This window comes from Pseudomonas amygdali (assembly GCF_002699855.1).
Lineage (GTDB): Bacteria > Pseudomonadota > Gammaproteobacteria > Pseudomonadales > Pseudomonadaceae > Aquipseudomonas > Aquipseudomonas amygdali.
Genome location: NZ_LKBW01000273.1, coordinates 22,273 through 36,428 on the forward strand (window position 1 = coordinate 22,273; position 14,156 = coordinate 36,428).

Below are 14,156 nucleotides of genomic sequence, written 5' to 3' on the forward strand. Positions count from 1 at the left end.
CCCCATGAACATCAAAAGCGCGCTGAACCGCGTGGTCAACCAGCTGGACCTGACCACTGACGAGATGCGCGACGTCATGCGCGAGATCATGACCGGCCAATGCACCGAAGCGCAGATCGGTGCGTTTCTGATGGGCATGCGCATGAAGAGTGAAACCATCGATGAGATCGTCGGTGCTGTTTCGGTCATGCGTGAGCTGGCAAGTAGTGTCGAGCTGAAAACACTGGATGGCGTTGTAGACATCGTTGGCACTGGCGGTGACGGCGCGAATATTTTCAACGTGTCCACGGCGTCGGCTTTTGTCATCGCCGCTGCTGGCTGCACGGTGGCCAAACACGGCAACCGCGCAGTGTCGGGCAAGAGCGGCAGCGCCGATCTGCTGGAAGCCGCCGGGGTTTATCTGAACCTTACGCCTGTTCAGGTGGCTCGCTGCATCGACAGCGTGGGCATCGGTTTCATGTTCGCCCAGTCTCATCACACGGCCATGAAGCACACAGCCGGGCCGCGCCGCGAGCTGGGGCTGCGCACACTGTTCAATATGCTCGGCCCGCTGACCAATCCGGCGGGCGTTCGTCACCAGATCGTCGGTGTGTTCAATCAGGCGTTGTGTCGGCCGCTGGCCGAGGTGCTGCTGCGTCTGGGCAGCAAGCATGTGCTGGTGGTGCACTCGCAGGACGGCCTGGACGAGTTCAGTCTGGCCGCGCCGACCTTCGTTGCCGAGCTGAAAAATGGCGAAGTGACTGAATACTGGGTACAGCCCGAAGACCTGGGCATCAAAAGCCAGAGTCTGTATGGCCTCGCTGTGGAAAGTCCGGCAGTTTCGCTGGAACTGATTCGTGATGCGCTTGGGCGCCGCAAGACCGAGAACGGGCAGAAAGCCGCGGAAATGATCGTGCTTAATGCCGGCGCCGCGCTCTATGCTGCCGATCATGCGACCAGCCTGAAAGAGGGTGTGGCCTTGGCACACGATGCCCTGCACACCGGCCTTGCGCGGGAAAAGCTGGAAGAGTTGGGTGCCTTCACGGCAATATTCAAACAGGAGAACGAAGCATGAGCGTGCCAACCGTACTGGAAAAGATTCTTGTCCGAAAGGTCGAGGAAATTGCGGCCCGTCGAGCAATTGTCAGCCTCGCCGAACTTGAACAACAGGTCGCCAGCGCCGGTGCGCCACGTGGCTTTGCCAACGCGCTGATCACTCAGGCCAGGTTGAAGCTGCCTGCCGTCATCGCAGAAGTCAAAAAGGCGTCTCCAAGCAAAGGCGTTATCCGGGAGAATTTTCTGCCGGGCGAGATCGCCAGAAGTTATCAGGCGGGAGGCGCGACCTGTCTTTCAGTGCTCACTGATGTCGATTTCTTTCAGGGTTCCGATGCCTATCTTCAGGAAGCGCGGGCGGCATGCAATTTGCCGGTGATCCGCAAGGATTTCATGATCGATCCTTATCAAGTGGTCGAGGCTCGCGCGCTGGGCGCTGACTGCATTCTGCTGATCGTGTCGGCACTGGAAGACGCGCAAATGGCTGAGCTGGCCGACGTTGCCAAGCGTGTCGGGCTGGACGTACTGGTCGAGGTGCACGACGACGACGAGCTGGAGCGCGCACTCAAGACGCTTGATACACCGCTGGTGGGTGTCAACAATCGCAACCTCCACACCTTTGAAGTGAGCCTGGAAACCACGCTGGAGTTGCTACCGCGTATCCCGCGTGATCGCTTGGTCATCACCGAAAGCGGCATTCTCAATCGTGCGGATGTCGAGCTGATGGAAATCAACGATGTCTATTCGTTCCTGGTGGGCGAGGCTTTCATGCGCGCCGAACACCCGGGCGCCGAGTTGCAGCGGCTGTTCTTTCCGGAGCGCAAGCTTGCGGCGAGCGGCCCCTCTATCGACTGACTGAACTGAACACCACGCTGAGGTCCGGCATGCAAGACTCGATCATCGACATCTGCGTCGAACAAGGCTTGCAGGCCGAGCAGGACCTTCTGGCGGCTGTGTGCTCCGGCGCTGCCGATCATGGGTTGCTGTTCTGGCGACCTACTGATCGGGCGCTGGTCATGCCGCGGCGCATGAGCCGCTTGCCGGGTTTTGTCGAGGCCAGCGAGACTCTGGCTGACAATGGATGGCCCGTGTTGTTGCGTGAAACCGGTGGTGAGCCGGTGCCACAATCCTCTTCCACGGTGAATATCGCGCTGGTCTATGCACAGCCCGCTGCTGATGTTGATCGTGACCGCATAGAAACCGCCTACCTGCGCTTGTGTCAGCCGCTGCTCGACCTGCTGGTCGAATTGGGCGGCCAGGCTTCATTGGGCGAAGTGGCGGGTGCATTCTGTGACGGCCGCTTCAACGTCAACCTTGATGGTCGCAAGATGGTCGGAACAGCCCAGCGCTGGCGGCAGAGTCAGGGCGGAACGCGTCCTGTGGTGTTGGCCCACGGCGCATTGCTGCTGGATGATGAACGTGTACAGATGGCGGGAGCGGTCAACCGCTTCAACGAGCTTTGTGAGCTTGAGCCACGTATTCGGGCCGAAAGCCACATTGCCTTGCACGAAGTGTTTCCGGATGTCGACGTTCTGCCGCGTCTGGCGCAGGCCTATCGGCAGCTACTCGCTGAACTCTGACTGGCAGAGGTTCAGCGCGTACCGTACACCACCATCGTTTTTCCCTTGACGTTGACCAGGCTCTGCTCTTCCAGGGCCTTGAGCACGCGCCCGACCATCTCTCTTGAACAGCCTACGATGCGTCCGATCTCCTGGCGGGTAATCTTGATCTGCATACCGTCCGGGTGGGTCATTGCATCTGGCTGCTTGCACAGCTCAAGCAACGTGCGAGCTACTCGCCCGGTGACATCGAGAAACGCCAGATCACCGACCTTGCGTGTGGTGTTGCGCAGGCGCTCGGCCATCTGACTGCCCAGCGCGTAGAGAATTTCCGGCTCCTGGCGGGTCAGCTCGCGGAAGGCGCCGTATGAAATCTCGGCCACTTCGCATTCGGTCTTGGCTCGCACCCATGCGCTGCGCACGGATTCGCGTCCCGGCTGCTCAAACAGACCCAGTTCACCAAAAAAATCCCCGCTGTTGAGATAGGCGACGATCATCTCGCGTCTTTCGTCATCTTCGATCAGAACCGTGACTGAGCCTTTCAAGATCAGAAACAGCGACTCAGAGCGATCACCCGCATTGATGATGTTGCTTTTGGCGGGGCAGCGGCGGCGTTCCGCATGGGGCAGCAGCTTGTCGAGACTGTTTGCTTTGGGCGTAAAAGTTATTGCGACCATGCGTGACTTCCGAAATAAGGTGTATGGCCAAATGGCATACCTGTAGGTATCGGCTGCGCCTGCATTCTCACCAGCTTTTCCAGACGTGTAGGAAGCTATTTGCGAATATTCCTACGCGTTTCCTACAAAAAGCATTTTTCCAATGCGTCCAGTCAGCGTTTGGCGCTGTGCTAAGCTGGCGACCCCTTTTTTACAGTGGAGTCCTGGCGATGAAGGCACGCATTCAATGGGCTGGCGAAGCCATGTTCCTCGGCGAATCCGGCAGCGGTCATGTAGTAGTGATGGACGGCCCACCTGAAAGCGGTGGCCGCAACCTGGGTGTACGCCCGATGGAAATGGTGTTGATCGGTCTGGGCGGCTGCAGCAACTTTGACGTGGTTAGCATCCTGAAGAAGTCGCGCCAGCCAGTGGAAAGCTGCGAGGCATTTCTTGAAGCCGAGCGCGCGGATGAAGATCCGAAAGTGTTCACCAAAATTCACCTGCACTTCGTCGTCAAGGGCCGCGGCCTGAAAGAAGCTCAGGTCAAACGGGCTATCGAGTTGTCAGCGGAGAAGTATTGCTCTGCTTCTATAATGCTCGGAAACGCGGGTGTGGAGATCACTCACGATTATGAAATTGTCGAGTTGACCTGAACGCCAGACATCCAACGATCATAAAAACGGCGCACACTCTGGCAGACGGCTTCGGACGTCTGCATAATGCGCCACTTTTTCAGGGCGCAGCATGTACTGGTTTTCTGCTGGCGGCCCGAACAGACAACCAAAATCGCCAACGCGAAGAGGTGTTAACCGTCCTACGCAGATGAGCCGGACTCAACTGACGGGCATGCTTGATCACGCGGCTGGCGCCGCACCCATATAGAGAGTTTTTAACGGTGAAAAGCAAACTCAAGCTCCACGGGTTCAATAACCTGACAAAGACCTTGAGCTTCAACATTTATGACATCTGCTATGCGGAAACCCCGCAGGACCAGCAGGCGTATGTCGAATACATCAACAGTGTGTACGACGCAGAACGCCTGACGCGGATTCTGACTGATGTTGTCGATATCATTGGTGCCAACATCCTGAACATTGCACGTCAGGATTACGATCCACAAGGTGCCAGTGTGACCATTCTGATCTCCGAGCAGCCGGTGACGCCTACCGAAAGCCAGATCGAAGAGTCGCCAGGTCCTCTGCCGGAAACCATCCTGGCGCACCTGGACAAGAGCCACATCACGGTTCATACCTACCCGGAAATTCACCCGGTAGATGGCATCGCCACGTTCCGCGTGGATATCGATGTGTCGACCTGTGGCGTTATTTCACCGCTCAAGGCGTTGAATTACCTGATTCACAAGTTTGAGTCGGATATCGTGACCGTCGATTATCGCGTGCGCGGCTTTACCCGTGACGTGGAAGGCAAGAAGCACTTCATCGATCATGAAATCAACTCGATCCAGAATTACCTGTCCGAAGACACGCGCAACGGTTACCAGATGACCGACGTGAACGTGTATCAGGAAAACCTGTTCCACACCAAGATGCTGCTCAAGCAGTTCGAACTGGATAACTACCTGTTCGGCGACGCGACCAGCAACTTGTCTGCCGAGCAGCGCGAACAAGTGACCGCCAAGGTCAAACACGAAATGCTGGAAATCTTCTACGGCCGTAACGTAGCCGTATAAGCCCGGATTCCGGACATTAAAAAGGCGCCTGATGCAGGCGCCTTTTTTATTCGTCCTTATCCGTCCTGATGCGTCGTCAGATGCGATAAGTCGACTTGGTCATGACCTTGGCCAGTACGCTCATGCCAAACTTGACCGGTGCCGGGAAGCGAAAGCCGCCTGCTTCCAGCGCTGACTCGGCATGGTGTTCTTCATCATTAAGCATCTGTTCCAGAATGGCCCGCGACTTTCCGTCTTCGCTCGGCAATTGCTCAAGGTGCTCACTCAAGTGCTTGCAGACCTGATCCTCTGTCGCCGCGACGAAACCCAGGCTGACCCGGTCGCTGATAACGCCAGCTACCGCACCGATCCCGAATGACAGTCCGTAGAACAGCGGGTTCAGCACGCTGGTATGGCTGCCAAGCTGATGAATGCGCTGTTCGCACCACACAAGGTGATCGATTTCCTCTTCAGCCGCATGCTCCATCGCCTTGCGCACCTTGGGCAGCTTCGCTGTCAGCGCCTGCCCCTGGTACAGCGCCTGGGCGCAGACTTCACCTGTATGGTTGATGCGCATCAGGCCTGCAACGTGGCGTGTGTCGACGTCGCTCATCTTGTGATCGGGCTGGACAACCGCAGGGGAGGGGCGCTGCGGATGTGCGCTCAATGGCAGCAATGTGCGCATTGCGCTATCGGCTTGCAGTAAAAGACGGTCGAGGGGGGAATAGTGACGTTCGGTAGCCATGGGCACCTCCGGAAGATCATGTGGGCAGTTTACCCGAATCGGCCGCAGGCAGCAGGGGCTTGTGTCGACCGGCCAGCGAACATAACGGCCGCTGACCGGCTGCAAAGCCCGGAAACGCGGGATCAGCCCGGCGGCCAGTTCATCTGACGCTGACCGAGTACATGCATGTGAATGTGATAAACGGTCTGTCCGCCCAGATCATTGCAATTCATGACCACGCGGAAGCCTTCTTCACAACCCAGTTCAATAGCCAGACGCTGCGCTGTGAACATGATATGCCCCGCCAGGCCTTTGTCTTCTTCGGTCAGATCGTTCAGGGTCCGAATGGGCTTTTTCGGGATAACCAGAAAATGCACGGGTGCCTGTGGGGCGATGTCGTGAAAAGCCAGTACCTGGTCATCTTCGTAGATGATCTTCGCCGGAATTTCCCGATTGATGATCTTGGTAAACAAAGTTTCCACAGCCGTTTGCTCCTTGTCGGTTGATGGTCGTCGCAGGGTATCGCTGTGCAGCAGTGCGCCTGAGTGTACTGAGCGAGACGCCGCTCGCCCAGTCGTTTGTCTGTCAGCGTGGGCAGTACTTCCTGTTGATGTAGCCGCTGATCTGGCGGGCCAGCCAGCGCGAGACCAGGCGCGGGCTGAACGTCCATAGGCGGGTGCTGAAGCCGGGGATGATCACTGCACGGTCCTTTGCCAGTGCGCGAACGGTATACAGGGCCACTTCTTCGGGGCTCATCAGGTTGTCGACATTGACCTGCAACTGCGCGGTACGGAAAAAAGCCGTTCGGGTCGGGCCGGGGCACAACACCGAGACCTTCACCCCGGCCTTCTTCACTTCCTCGCGCAGCCCCTCGGAAAAATGCAGCACATACGCTTTGCTCGCGTAGTAGGTGCTCATCCACGGCCCTGGCTGGAAAGCCGCCACCGAGGCGACATTGAGTATCTGCCCACCGCCCTGAATGGCCATGAGGTTGCCGACCGTATGGCACAGGCGCGTCAGAGCGAGGATGTTCAGGTCGATCAGGTCCTGCTCGGCGCTCCAGTCCTGCGCCAGAAAAGGTCCGCACGTGCCGATGCCCGCTGCATTGACCAGCAGGTCAATCTGATGCGCGCCGTCTTCCAGCTCCAGCAGGAAGCCCGAGAGTCGCAGCGGTTCGCCCAGGTCGCATGCACGAAACAGCACTTCCACGCCAAAACGCTGAGTCAATTCCAGTGCAATTGTTTCCAGCAGGTCGCGCTGACGGGCGACCAGAATCAGGCTGCGACCACGGCGTGCCAGCGCTTCGGCCATCGCCAGGCCTATGCCGCTGGACGCGCCGGTGATCAGGGCGTAACGGGTCATGCATTTCTCCATTGAGCATATTGCGCCCGGCAGTCTGCCGAACCGTGAGCAGTCTATTACGTGTCACTATGTTTCTTTGAACTCTTTGTTGACATCCACCGGCACGATCAAGGCACTGTCCTGGTCTTGTTCATCGTCGTACGGGAGGGATTGCTCGTACTCGTCGGTCTGCAATTCCAGCTCGTCGCGCAGCATGCCTGCGCCTCCGGCAGTGAGGCCGATCAGAATAATCGGTAGCAGCAACAACCACAGAACGGCCAGCGTCTTTACGCCTTTCGAGTTCGGCGGTGGCGGTGGGCCGAACTGATTGGGGCCTTTTGTACCCGGCAGCAGGACCATGAGGAACGGGAAGACGCTGCCTATGAAGGGCACCATCGTCAGCAGTAAAAGCCAGCCCGACCAGCCCAGGTCGTGCAGCCGTTGTATACCAATCTGTGCACCGATGACTGCAAACACCACGAGCACCACTGCGCTCAGCAGCCCGCCAGCGACCAGTGACTCGTTCATCGTCAGCAGGCACACGGCAACCAGCGCCAGTGCTGCTGCGCTCAATACCAGGCTCCAGGCCAGATAGCGCAAACGCCCGATGCGCCCGTTTATGCTCAGGACTTTTAGAGTCGAATGCTCTGGCTGATCACCGCCAACCTGTGCTTTGGGCGGCGCATAGGGCGATATTTCCAGATGCGCGGGTTTTTGTGGCGGCGCGCTGGCTATTTCATTGAGGCTCAGGCTGATGTCACTGTCAGGTTCGATGCGTGCTTCGACGCCTGCGTCATTAAGTGCCTTCAGGTAGCGCTCAGCATCCGTATGGGTCAGCCCGCGCTTGAGCGCAACGGGCTGGCCGTTGAACAACTTTTGCACTGCGCGAGCTTCACTTTTGAACAACCCCGCAAGGTTGGCCTTCGCGGTATCAAGCTCGACGCCTTCACGCACCTGTCCTTCAAATATAATCTTGAAGAGGGAATCGGCCATACAGGGCTTCCTTGTCTTGTGGTTGGGGACAGTACCGGGCGCTTGCGTTACACATTGCGTAAAGCCTAGCGCCCTGGTGTGTTACTGGAGAGGCCGAATGCTTTCCGGTCAGAAGGGTTTGACGATGACCAGAATGACGATAGCGATCAGGATCAGCACAGGAATCTCGTTGAACCAGCGATAAAACACATGGCTGCGGCCATTTTCACCACGGGCAAAGCGTTTCATCTGTGCGCCGCAGACGTGGTGATAGCCGATCAGCAGGACAACCAGTGCGAGCTTGGCGTGCATCCAGCCCTGACTGAAATAGCCGCTGACGTCAAAGCTGATCAGCCAGCCGCCGAAGACCAGCGTTGCGATCATCGCCGGGGTCATGATGCCTCGGTAGAGCTTGCGTTCCATCACCATGAAGCGCTCGCGGCTGACCGTGTCCTCACTCATCGAGTGATAGACGAACAGTCTTGGTAGATAGAACAGGGCTGCAAACCAGCAGACCATTGAAATGACATGCAGCGCTTTGACCCATAGATAGAGCATTTTTGATTATTCCCAGGTTCACGGTGGCCGAATAGTAGTGTCTTGTGCGTCCATACGTCACGTTGTCGGTTGTCGCAGAGGCGATAGGCTCCTATTATCGACCGCTTTCCAGTTGTTTCGTTGAGGGCAGGTTATGGTCAAGGTCGGTATTGTCGGCGGCACGGGTTACACCGGGGTCGAGCTGCTGCGTCTGTTGGCACAGCATCCGCAGGCAGAAGTAGTGGTCATTACCTCGCGCTCGGAGGCCGGCATGCCAGTCGCCGAGATGTACCCGAACCTGCGAGGTCACTACGACGGCCTGGCTTTCAGCGTACCTGACGTGAAAACCCTGGGTGCCTGTGACGTGGTGTTCTTCGCCACGCCCCACGGTGTTGCTCATGCACTGGCCGGTGAACTGCTTGCGGCAGGCACCAAGGTGATCGACCTGTCTGCCGACTTCCGTCTGCAGGACCCGGTCGAGTGGGCCAAGTGGTACGGCCAGCCGCACGGTGCTCCGCAGCTGCTGCAGGCTGCGGTTTACGGATTGCCGGAAGTCAATCGCGAACAGATCAAGAATGCTCGGCTCATCGCCGTGCCGGGTTGCTATCCGACAGCTACACAATTGGGTTTCCTGCCGTTGCTTGAGGCGGGCATTGCCGACAACACTCGCCTTATTGCCGACTGCAAATCCGGCGTGAGCGGTGCCGGACGTGGCCTGAGCATTGGTTCTCTGTATTCGGAAGCCAATGAAAGCTTCAAGGCTTACGCCGTGAAGGGCCATCGTCACCTGCCTGAAATCACTCAGGGCCTGCGTCGCGCTGCGGGCGGTGATATCGGCCTGACGTTTGTTCCGCATCTGGTGCCGATGATTCGTGGCATTCATTCCACCCTCTATGCGACAGTCGCTGATCGTTCGGTGGATCTGCAAGCGCTGTTCGAGAAGCGCTACGCCGACGAGCCTTTTGTGGATGTAATGCCCGCTGGCAGCCATCCCGAGACCCGCAGTGTGCGCGGAGCCAACGTTTGCCGCATCGCGGTACACCGTCCGCAGGGCGGCGATCTGGTTGTCGTGCTGTCGGTTATCGACAATCTGGTCAAAGGCGCGTCAGGTCAGGCGGTTCAGAATATGAACATCCTGTTTGGTCTTGATGAGCGCGCCGGTTTGTCTCACGCGGGCATGATGCCGTAAGCACTGCCGCCGTCCAGCAAATAGTTGACCGATTTTCTAGGAGAAGCGGATAATGCCGTCATTACGCATTACGACGGCTAACGCCGGGAGATATCTGACATGAGTGTCGAATCCTTCACGCCTACCGCTTTGGAGTTCACTCCGAATGCAGCGCACAAGGTGAAAACCCTGGTCGACGAAGAGGGCAATGACCGTCTCAAACTGCGTGTATTCGTTACAGGTGGCGGTTGTTCAGGTTTTCAGTATGGCTTTACGTTTGATGAAGACGTGGCCGACGATGACACTATCGTCGAGCGCGAGGGCGTAAGTCTGGTTGTCGATCCGATGAGCTTCCAGTACCTGGCTGGCGCAGAGGTCGATTATCAGGAAGGGCTTGAGGGTTCGCGATTCGTGATCAAAAACCCGAATGCTTCCACGACCTGTGGTTGTGGCTCGTCGTTCTCGATCTGATTGAAGCTTATTGTAAACAAAAACGCCGCTCATTGAGCGGCGTTTTGCGTTCAGGCACGAGGTCAGGCGGGGTAGATCGCGCCCAGAACACGTCTGCCTTTAGCGCCGGTTACCGTTGGGCGGTTGGCCGGTACGCCTTCGAGGCAGCAATGAGCCAGCCAGGCAAATGCCATGGCCTCAACCCAGTCAGGGTCCACGCCGAACTTCTCGGTACTGCTGACCTCGGTGTCAGGCAATAGCTCTGCAAGGCGTTTCATCAGCGCCTTGTTATGTGCGCCGCCGCCACAGACCAGAAGCTCCTTGGTGATCGCTTGTGCCGATTGCAGGGACTCTGTGATGGTCAATGCAGTCAGTTCCAGCAGCGTGGCTTGCACGTCTTCAGGTGTCAATGTTGGCAGCTGGAACAGATGATGGTGCACCCAACCCAGGTTGAACACTTCCCGACCGGTGCTTTTTGGGCCTTTGGTCAGGAAAAACTGATCGCTGAGCAGCTTCTTGAGAAGCGCTTGATCAACCTCGCCGCTCGCCGCCCATGCCCCGTCCTTGTCGTAGCTTTCATGGCGCTGGGATTGTATCCAGGCATCCAGCAGCACGTTGCCTGGACCGCAATCGAAGCCTTCGACCGGGCGATCGGATTCGATCAGGCTCAGATTGCTGAAGCCGCCGATGTTCAATACAGCGCGGTGGTCTTTGTTATCGTCGAACAGTGCTTCGTGGAAGGCGGGCACGAGCGGCGCACCCTGTCCGCCTGCGGCGATGTCGCGACGACGAAAATCGCTTACCACGGTGATTTCGGTCAGCTCTGCCAGCAGCGCCGGGTTGCCGATCTGAATGCTGTAGCCGCGAGCAGGTTCATGACGAATAGTCTGGCCGTGGCTGCCAATGGCGCGAATCTGAGCAGGCACCATGTTTTGATCTTCCAGCAAGGTCTGCACGCCCTGTGCGACCAGCCTGCACCACTTCTGCTCGGCGATTGCTGCACGTGCAAGCTCATCGACGCCACTGGAGCAAAGCCCCAGCAGTTCGGCATGCAGATCTTCCGGCATCGGGATGTAGTGAGTAGCCAGAAGCCTTGAGCGGTCATCCTGCTTCAAAAGGGCGATATCAATCCCATCGAGACTGCTGCCGGACATCACACCTATATAGAAGAAGTCCATGGATTACCTTTTATTCGAGGCCAGCGTGGTGGCCTTTTCCTGATCCATGCGCGCCATCAACGGCTGGCTTTGTTGCATGAACCGCTGTTTTTCGGATTTGGCGATCGGATCCGCCATCGGAAGCTTCTGGCCCAGCGGGTCTACGTGAACGCCATTGACCTGAAATTCATAGTGCAAGTGCGGGCCGGTAGACAAGCCGGTAGTTCCAATATAGCCGATTACCTGGCCCTGTTTAACGGTTCCGCCGGTTTGTATGCCTTTGGCAAAGCCTTGCATATGACCGTACAGCGTGCGGTAGGTATCGCCGTGCTGGATGATGACGGTATTGCCGTAACCGCCGCGACGGCCAGCGAGCAGAACCTTGCCGTCGCCGGTTGCCTTGATCGGCGTACCGCGTGGCGCCGCATAGTCGACGCCCTTGTGCGCACGGATCTTGTTGAGGATAGGGTGTTTGCGACCCATCGAGAACATGGAGCTGATGCGGGCAAAGTCTACCGGGGTGCGGATGAATGCCTTGCGCATGCTGTTGCCGTCGGCCGTGTAGTAATTGGTATTGCCTTGCTTGTTGGTGTAACGAACGGCGGTGTAGGTCTTGCCGCGGTTTGTAAAGCGAGCGGACAGGATATTGCCTGTGCCGACGCTTTTGCCGTTGACCACTTTCTGCTCATACACCACGTCAAACTCGTCACCCTTGCGGATGTCCTGCGCGAAGTCGATGTCGTAGCCGAAGATGTTGGCCATGTCCATTGTCATGCTATGAGTCAGGCCAGCGCGCTGCGCGGATTGCGAAAGTGAGCTGTTGATCACGCCATGCACATACGCATTGCGCACATTGGGCTTGCTGATCTCGCGATTGAAAACGAAGCCGGAAGCCGATTTCGACAGGCTGATGGTCTCGAGCTCGCTGAGTTTGGTATGCAGTTGCTTGAGCTGGCCGTCCGGCGATAGTTCGAACTGCAGGGTTTGCCCGTTCTGCAGCTTGGTGAACTGTTTGGCCTGCTTGTCGCTGGCCAGTACTTCATGAACGGTAGCGGCTGGCAGCCCGACTTTTTCGAACAGAGTCGAAAGCGTGTCGCCCTTGCTGACGATCACTTCCCGATGGTTAGGGTCTTTGGCTGGTGCCGGCTTTTCTGCGTCAGACTGTGCTGTGGCGGTGTCTTGAGCCTGGTCATCGGCATTGTCGATCTGGGCAAATGGCGATTCAGTGGTTTCAGGTGTGGCTTGAGCAGCGTCTGGAGCGTCTTGGTCTTGTACGTCCTGATCCGGCATCTCCAGATCAAGGGAAAGGTTCGTTCGTTTGGCTTCAACTTCGCTGGAAGGGAAAACCAGGAGAGCCAGGCTCAACAATGCGGCAATGCCGCTTGCAGCGAGCAGGTGACTCTTCGGATAAAGCGGGGGCGCTTTAGGCGGTGTGTCTTTCATAGGTAATTTGACTTTGAAAAAGGTGAAATGGAAAAGATGAATGACATGATGAAGATGAAATAACTGTATAAAATATAACCAAAACCTGCTCGAAGCAACCCTTCCCGCGTATCAGTCACTGATTCGCAGGCGAACGCTGGGCAAAACTTGTAATTGGGCTCTGATCTTGTAAGGTTGGTTCCCTTTGAATTGGGGGCTGAAATGAAGTCGGTTGAAGAGCAGCTGGCGCTGATCAAGCGCGGTGCGGATGAACTCCTGGTCGAGGCCGAACTGGTCGAGAAGCTGAAGCGTGGCCAGCCACTGCGTATCAAGGCTGGTTTCGACCCGACAGCGCCCGATCTGCACCTTGGGCACACGGTGCTTATTAATAAGCTGCGCCAGTTTCAGGATCTGGGGCATCAGCTCATCTTCCTGATCGGTGATTTCACAGGCATGATCGGCGACCCGAGCGGCAAAAGCGCCACGCGTCCGCCGCTTACTCGTGAGCAGGTTCTCGACTACGCCGAAACCTACAAGTCTCAGGTTTTCAAGATTCTCGATCCGGCCAAAACCGAGGTGGCGTTCAACTCCACCTGGATGGACAAGCTGAGCCCGGCTGACTTCATTCGATTGTCTTCGCAGTACACGGTCGCCCGTATGCTTGAGCGTGACGATTTCGACAAGCGCTATAAAAGCAACCAGTCCATCGCCATCCACGAATTCCTTTACCCGCTGGTGCAGGGTTACGACTCAGTGGCCTTGAAGGCTGACGTCGAACTGGGTGGTACTGATCAGAAATTCAACCTGCTGATGGGGCGCGAGCTTCAGCGCGCTTATGGGCAGGAGCCGCAATGCATTCTGACCATGCCGCTGCTGGAAGGCCTGGATGGCGTGAAGAAGATGTCCAAGTCGCTGGGCAACTACGTTGGTATTCAGGAAGCACCGGGCATTATGTACAGCAAGCTGGTATCGATTCCGGATTCGCTGATGTGGCGCTACTTCGAGCTGCTGAGCTTCCGTTCGATGGAAGAGATCAATGGCTTGAAGGCTGATTGTGAAGCGGGTGCCAATCCGCGTGATATCAAAATCAAGCTGGCCGAAGAGCTGGTCGCCCGTTTCCATGGTGAAGAAGCTGCCGCCAATGCGCATCGTTCTGCGGGCAATCGTATGAAGGAAGGCGAGTTGCCAGACGATCTGCCGGAGATATACGTGGCTGCTACAGAGGATATGCCGATCTCGGCCGTCCTTAATAAAGCAGGGCTGGTAAAGAACGCTGCGGTCGCTCGCGATCTGCTGGCATCTGGTGGTGTGCGTATAGATGGTGAGGTGGTGGATCGCGGCTTTGTATTCAAGCTAGGTGCAACTCACGTCTGCCAGGCCGGTAAGAAGGCTTTCGGGCGCGTTACCCTGGTTTCTGAAGAAAGTTCAAAATAACGGTTGACGCCCTCTGTGATCTGTCTATAATTCGC

The 14,156-nt window shown here is 57.1% G+C and carries 16 protein-coding genes; 8 read left to right on the forward strand and 8 right to left on the reverse strand.

Annotated elements, in window-relative coordinates:
- Nucleotides 1-4 precede the first annotated feature (4 nt).
- From trpD to AO277_RS18760, 3 genes are read left to right on the forward strand one after another with little or no spacing between them, the layout of a single operon-like run.
- On the forward strand, nt 5-1,054 hold the full coding sequence (trpD, locus tag AO277_RS18750; RefSeq protein ID WP_044318587.1) for an anthranilate phosphoribosyltransferase: 1,050 nt from the start codon (nt 5-7) through the stop codon (nt 1,052-1,054).
- Nucleotides 1,051-1,887, forward strand: coding sequence for an indole-3-glycerol phosphate synthase TrpC (trpC, locus tag AO277_RS18755; protein ID WP_044318586.1), 837 nt, complete (start codon nt 1,051-1,053; stop codon nt 1,885-1,887). Before trpD ends, trpC begins: the two co-directional genes overlap by 4 nt.
- 29 nt (nt 1,888-1,916) lie before the next feature.
- Nucleotides 1,917-2,612, forward strand: coding sequence for a lipoyl protein ligase domain-containing protein (locus AO277_RS18760; protein WP_044318585.1), 696 nt, complete (start codon nt 1,917-1,919; stop codon nt 2,610-2,612).
- Nucleotides 2,613-2,623: 11 nt separating this feature from the next.
- On the opposite strand, the gene crp is transcribed toward AO277_RS18760, so the two are convergent.
- Nucleotides 2,624-3,268, reverse strand: a complete 645-nt coding sequence (gene crp, locus AO277_RS18765) for a cAMP-activated global transcriptional regulator CRP (protein WP_005743964.1) — start codon at nt 3,266-3,268, stop codon at nt 2,624-2,626.
- 209 nt (nt 3,269-3,477) lie between these two features.
- Between crp and AO277_RS18770 the strand changes: the two genes are divergently transcribed.
- The gene (locus tag AO277_RS18770; protein ID WP_002551945.1) at nt 3,478-3,900 is read left to right on the forward strand and encodes an OsmC family protein; all 423 of its coding nucleotides are present in this window, start codon (nt 3,478-3,480) and stop codon (nt 3,898-3,900) included.
- Between the two features lie 242 nt (nt 3,901-4,142).
- Nucleotides 4,143-4,937, forward strand: coding sequence for an adenosylmethionine decarboxylase (speD, locus tag AO277_RS18775; RefSeq protein ID WP_002551946.1), 795 nt, complete (start codon nt 4,143-4,145; stop codon nt 4,935-4,937).
- A 76-nt stretch (nt 4,938-5,013) separates the two neighbouring features.
- On the opposite strand, the gene coq7 is transcribed toward speD, so the two are convergent.
- From coq7 to hemJ, 5 genes are all read right to left on the reverse strand, one after another.
- Nucleotides 5,014-5,661, reverse strand: a complete 648-nt coding sequence (gene coq7 / locus AO277_RS18780) for a 2-polyprenyl-3-methyl-6-methoxy-1,4-benzoquinone monooxygenase (RefSeq protein WP_002551947.1) — start codon at nt 5,659-5,661, stop codon at nt 5,014-5,016.
- A gap of 122 nt (nt 5,662-5,783) precedes the next feature.
- Nucleotides 5,784-6,122: a histidine triad nucleotide-binding protein gene (locus AO277_RS18785; protein WP_002551948.1), complete on the reverse strand. Its 339-nt coding sequence runs from the start codon at nt 6,120-6,122 to the stop codon at nt 5,784-5,786.
- 103 nt (nt 6,123-6,225) lie between these two features.
- Complete coding sequence (locus tag AO277_RS18790; RefSeq protein WP_002551949.1) at nt 6,226-7,002, reverse strand: SDR family NAD(P)-dependent oxidoreductase; 777 nt, start codon at nt 7,000-7,002, stop codon at nt 6,226-6,228.
- Nucleotides 7,003-7,068: 66 nt separating this feature from the next.
- The gene (locus AO277_RS18795; RefSeq protein WP_044318584.1) at nt 7,069-7,974 is read right to left on the reverse strand and encodes a DUF805 domain-containing protein; all 906 of its coding nucleotides are present in this window, start codon (nt 7,972-7,974) and stop codon (nt 7,069-7,071) included.
- Between the two features lie 108 nt (nt 7,975-8,082).
- Nucleotides 8,083-8,511: a protoporphyrinogen oxidase HemJ gene (gene hemJ, locus AO277_RS18800; protein ID WP_002551951.1), complete on the reverse strand. Its 429-nt coding sequence runs from the start codon at nt 8,509-8,511 to the stop codon at nt 8,083-8,085.
- Nucleotides 8,512-8,644: 133 nt separating this feature from the next.
- Between hemJ and argC the strand changes: the two genes are divergently transcribed.
- Nucleotides 8,645-9,679, forward strand: a complete 1,035-nt coding sequence (gene argC / locus AO277_RS18805) for an N-acetyl-gamma-glutamyl-phosphate reductase (protein ID WP_044318583.1) — start codon at nt 8,645-8,647, stop codon at nt 9,677-9,679.
- A 99-nt stretch (nt 9,680-9,778) separates the two neighbouring features.
- The gene (gene erpA / locus AO277_RS18810) at nt 9,779-10,129 is read left to right on the forward strand and encodes an iron-sulfur cluster insertion protein ErpA (protein WP_002551953.1); all 351 of its coding nucleotides are present in this window, start codon (nt 9,779-9,781) and stop codon (nt 10,127-10,129) included.
- A gap of 62 nt (nt 10,130-10,191) precedes the next feature.
- On the opposite strand, the gene AO277_RS18815 is transcribed toward erpA, so the two are convergent.
- Together AO277_RS18815 and AO277_RS18820 are read right to left on the reverse strand one after the other, a co-directional pair.
- On the reverse strand, nt 10,192-11,286 hold the full coding sequence (locus AO277_RS18815; protein ID WP_002551954.1) for an anhydro-N-acetylmuramic acid kinase: 1,095 nt from the start codon (nt 11,284-11,286) through the stop codon (nt 10,192-10,194).
- A 3-nt stretch (nt 11,287-11,289) separates the two neighbouring features.
- Nucleotides 11,290-12,708 carry a peptidoglycan DD-metalloendopeptidase family protein gene (locus tag AO277_RS18820; RefSeq protein ID WP_005743959.1) on the reverse strand — a complete coding sequence of 473 codons (1,419 nt, stop codon included), beginning with the start codon at nt 12,706-12,708 and terminating at the stop codon, nt 11,290-11,292.
- Between the two features lie 201 nt (nt 12,709-12,909).
- Here AO277_RS18820 and tyrS point away from each other — a divergent pair, with 201 nt between their 5' ends.
- Nucleotides 12,910-14,121 (forward strand): tyrosine--tRNA ligase, encoded by a 1,212-nt coding sequence (tyrS, locus tag AO277_RS18825; RefSeq protein WP_044318582.1) that lies wholly within the window; start codon nt 12,910-12,912, stop codon nt 14,119-14,121.
- The last annotated feature ends 35 nt before the right edge of the window (nt 14,122-14,156 follow it).

Coding starts and splice junctions, on each gene's coding strand:
- trpD (WP_044318587.1), top strand. CDS start 5: ATGAACATCAAAAGCGCGCTGAACCGCGTGGTCAACCAGCTGGACCTG.
- trpC (WP_044318586.1), top strand. CDS start 1,051: ATGAGCGTGCCAACCGTACTGGAAAAGATTCTTGTCCGAAAGGTCGAG.
- AO277_RS18760 (WP_044318585.1), top strand. CDS start 1,917: ATGCAAGACTCGATCATCGACATCTGCGTCGAACAAGGCTTGCAGGCC.
- crp (WP_005743964.1), bottom strand. CDS start 3,268: ATGGTCGCAATAACTTTTACGCCCAAAGCAAACAGTCTCGACAAGCTG.
- AO277_RS18770 (WP_002551945.1), top strand. CDS start 3,478: ATGAAGGCACGCATTCAATGGGCTGGCGAAGCCATGTTCCTCGGCGAA.
- coq7 (WP_002551947.1), bottom strand. CDS start 5,661: ATGGCTACCGAACGTCACTATTCCCCCCTCGACCGTCTTTTACTGCAA.
- AO277_RS18790 (WP_002551949.1), bottom strand. CDS start 7,002: ATGACCCGTTACGCCCTGATCACCGGCGCGTCCAGCGGCATAGGCCTG.
- AO277_RS18795 (WP_044318584.1), bottom strand. CDS start 7,974: ATGGCCGATTCCCTCTTCAAGATTATATTTGAAGGACAGGTGCGTGAA.
- hemJ (WP_002551951.1), bottom strand. CDS start 8,511: ATGCTCTATCTATGGGTCAAAGCGCTGCATGTCATTTCAATGGTCTGC.
- argC (WP_044318583.1), top strand. CDS start 8,645: ATGGTCAAGGTCGGTATTGTCGGCGGCACGGGTTACACCGGGGTCGAG.
- erpA (WP_002551953.1), top strand. CDS start 9,779: ATGAGTGTCGAATCCTTCACGCCTACCGCTTTGGAGTTCACTCCGAAT.
- AO277_RS18815 (WP_002551954.1), bottom strand. CDS start 11,286: ATGGACTTCTTCTATATAGGTGTGATGTCCGGCAGCAGTCTCGATGGG.
- AO277_RS18820 (WP_005743959.1), bottom strand. CDS start 12,708: ATGAAAGACACACCGCCTAAAGCGCCCCCGCTTTATCCGAAGAGTCAC.
- tyrS (WP_044318582.1), top strand. CDS start 12,910: ATGAAGTCGGTTGAAGAGCAGCTGGCGCTGATCAAGCGCGGTGCGGAT.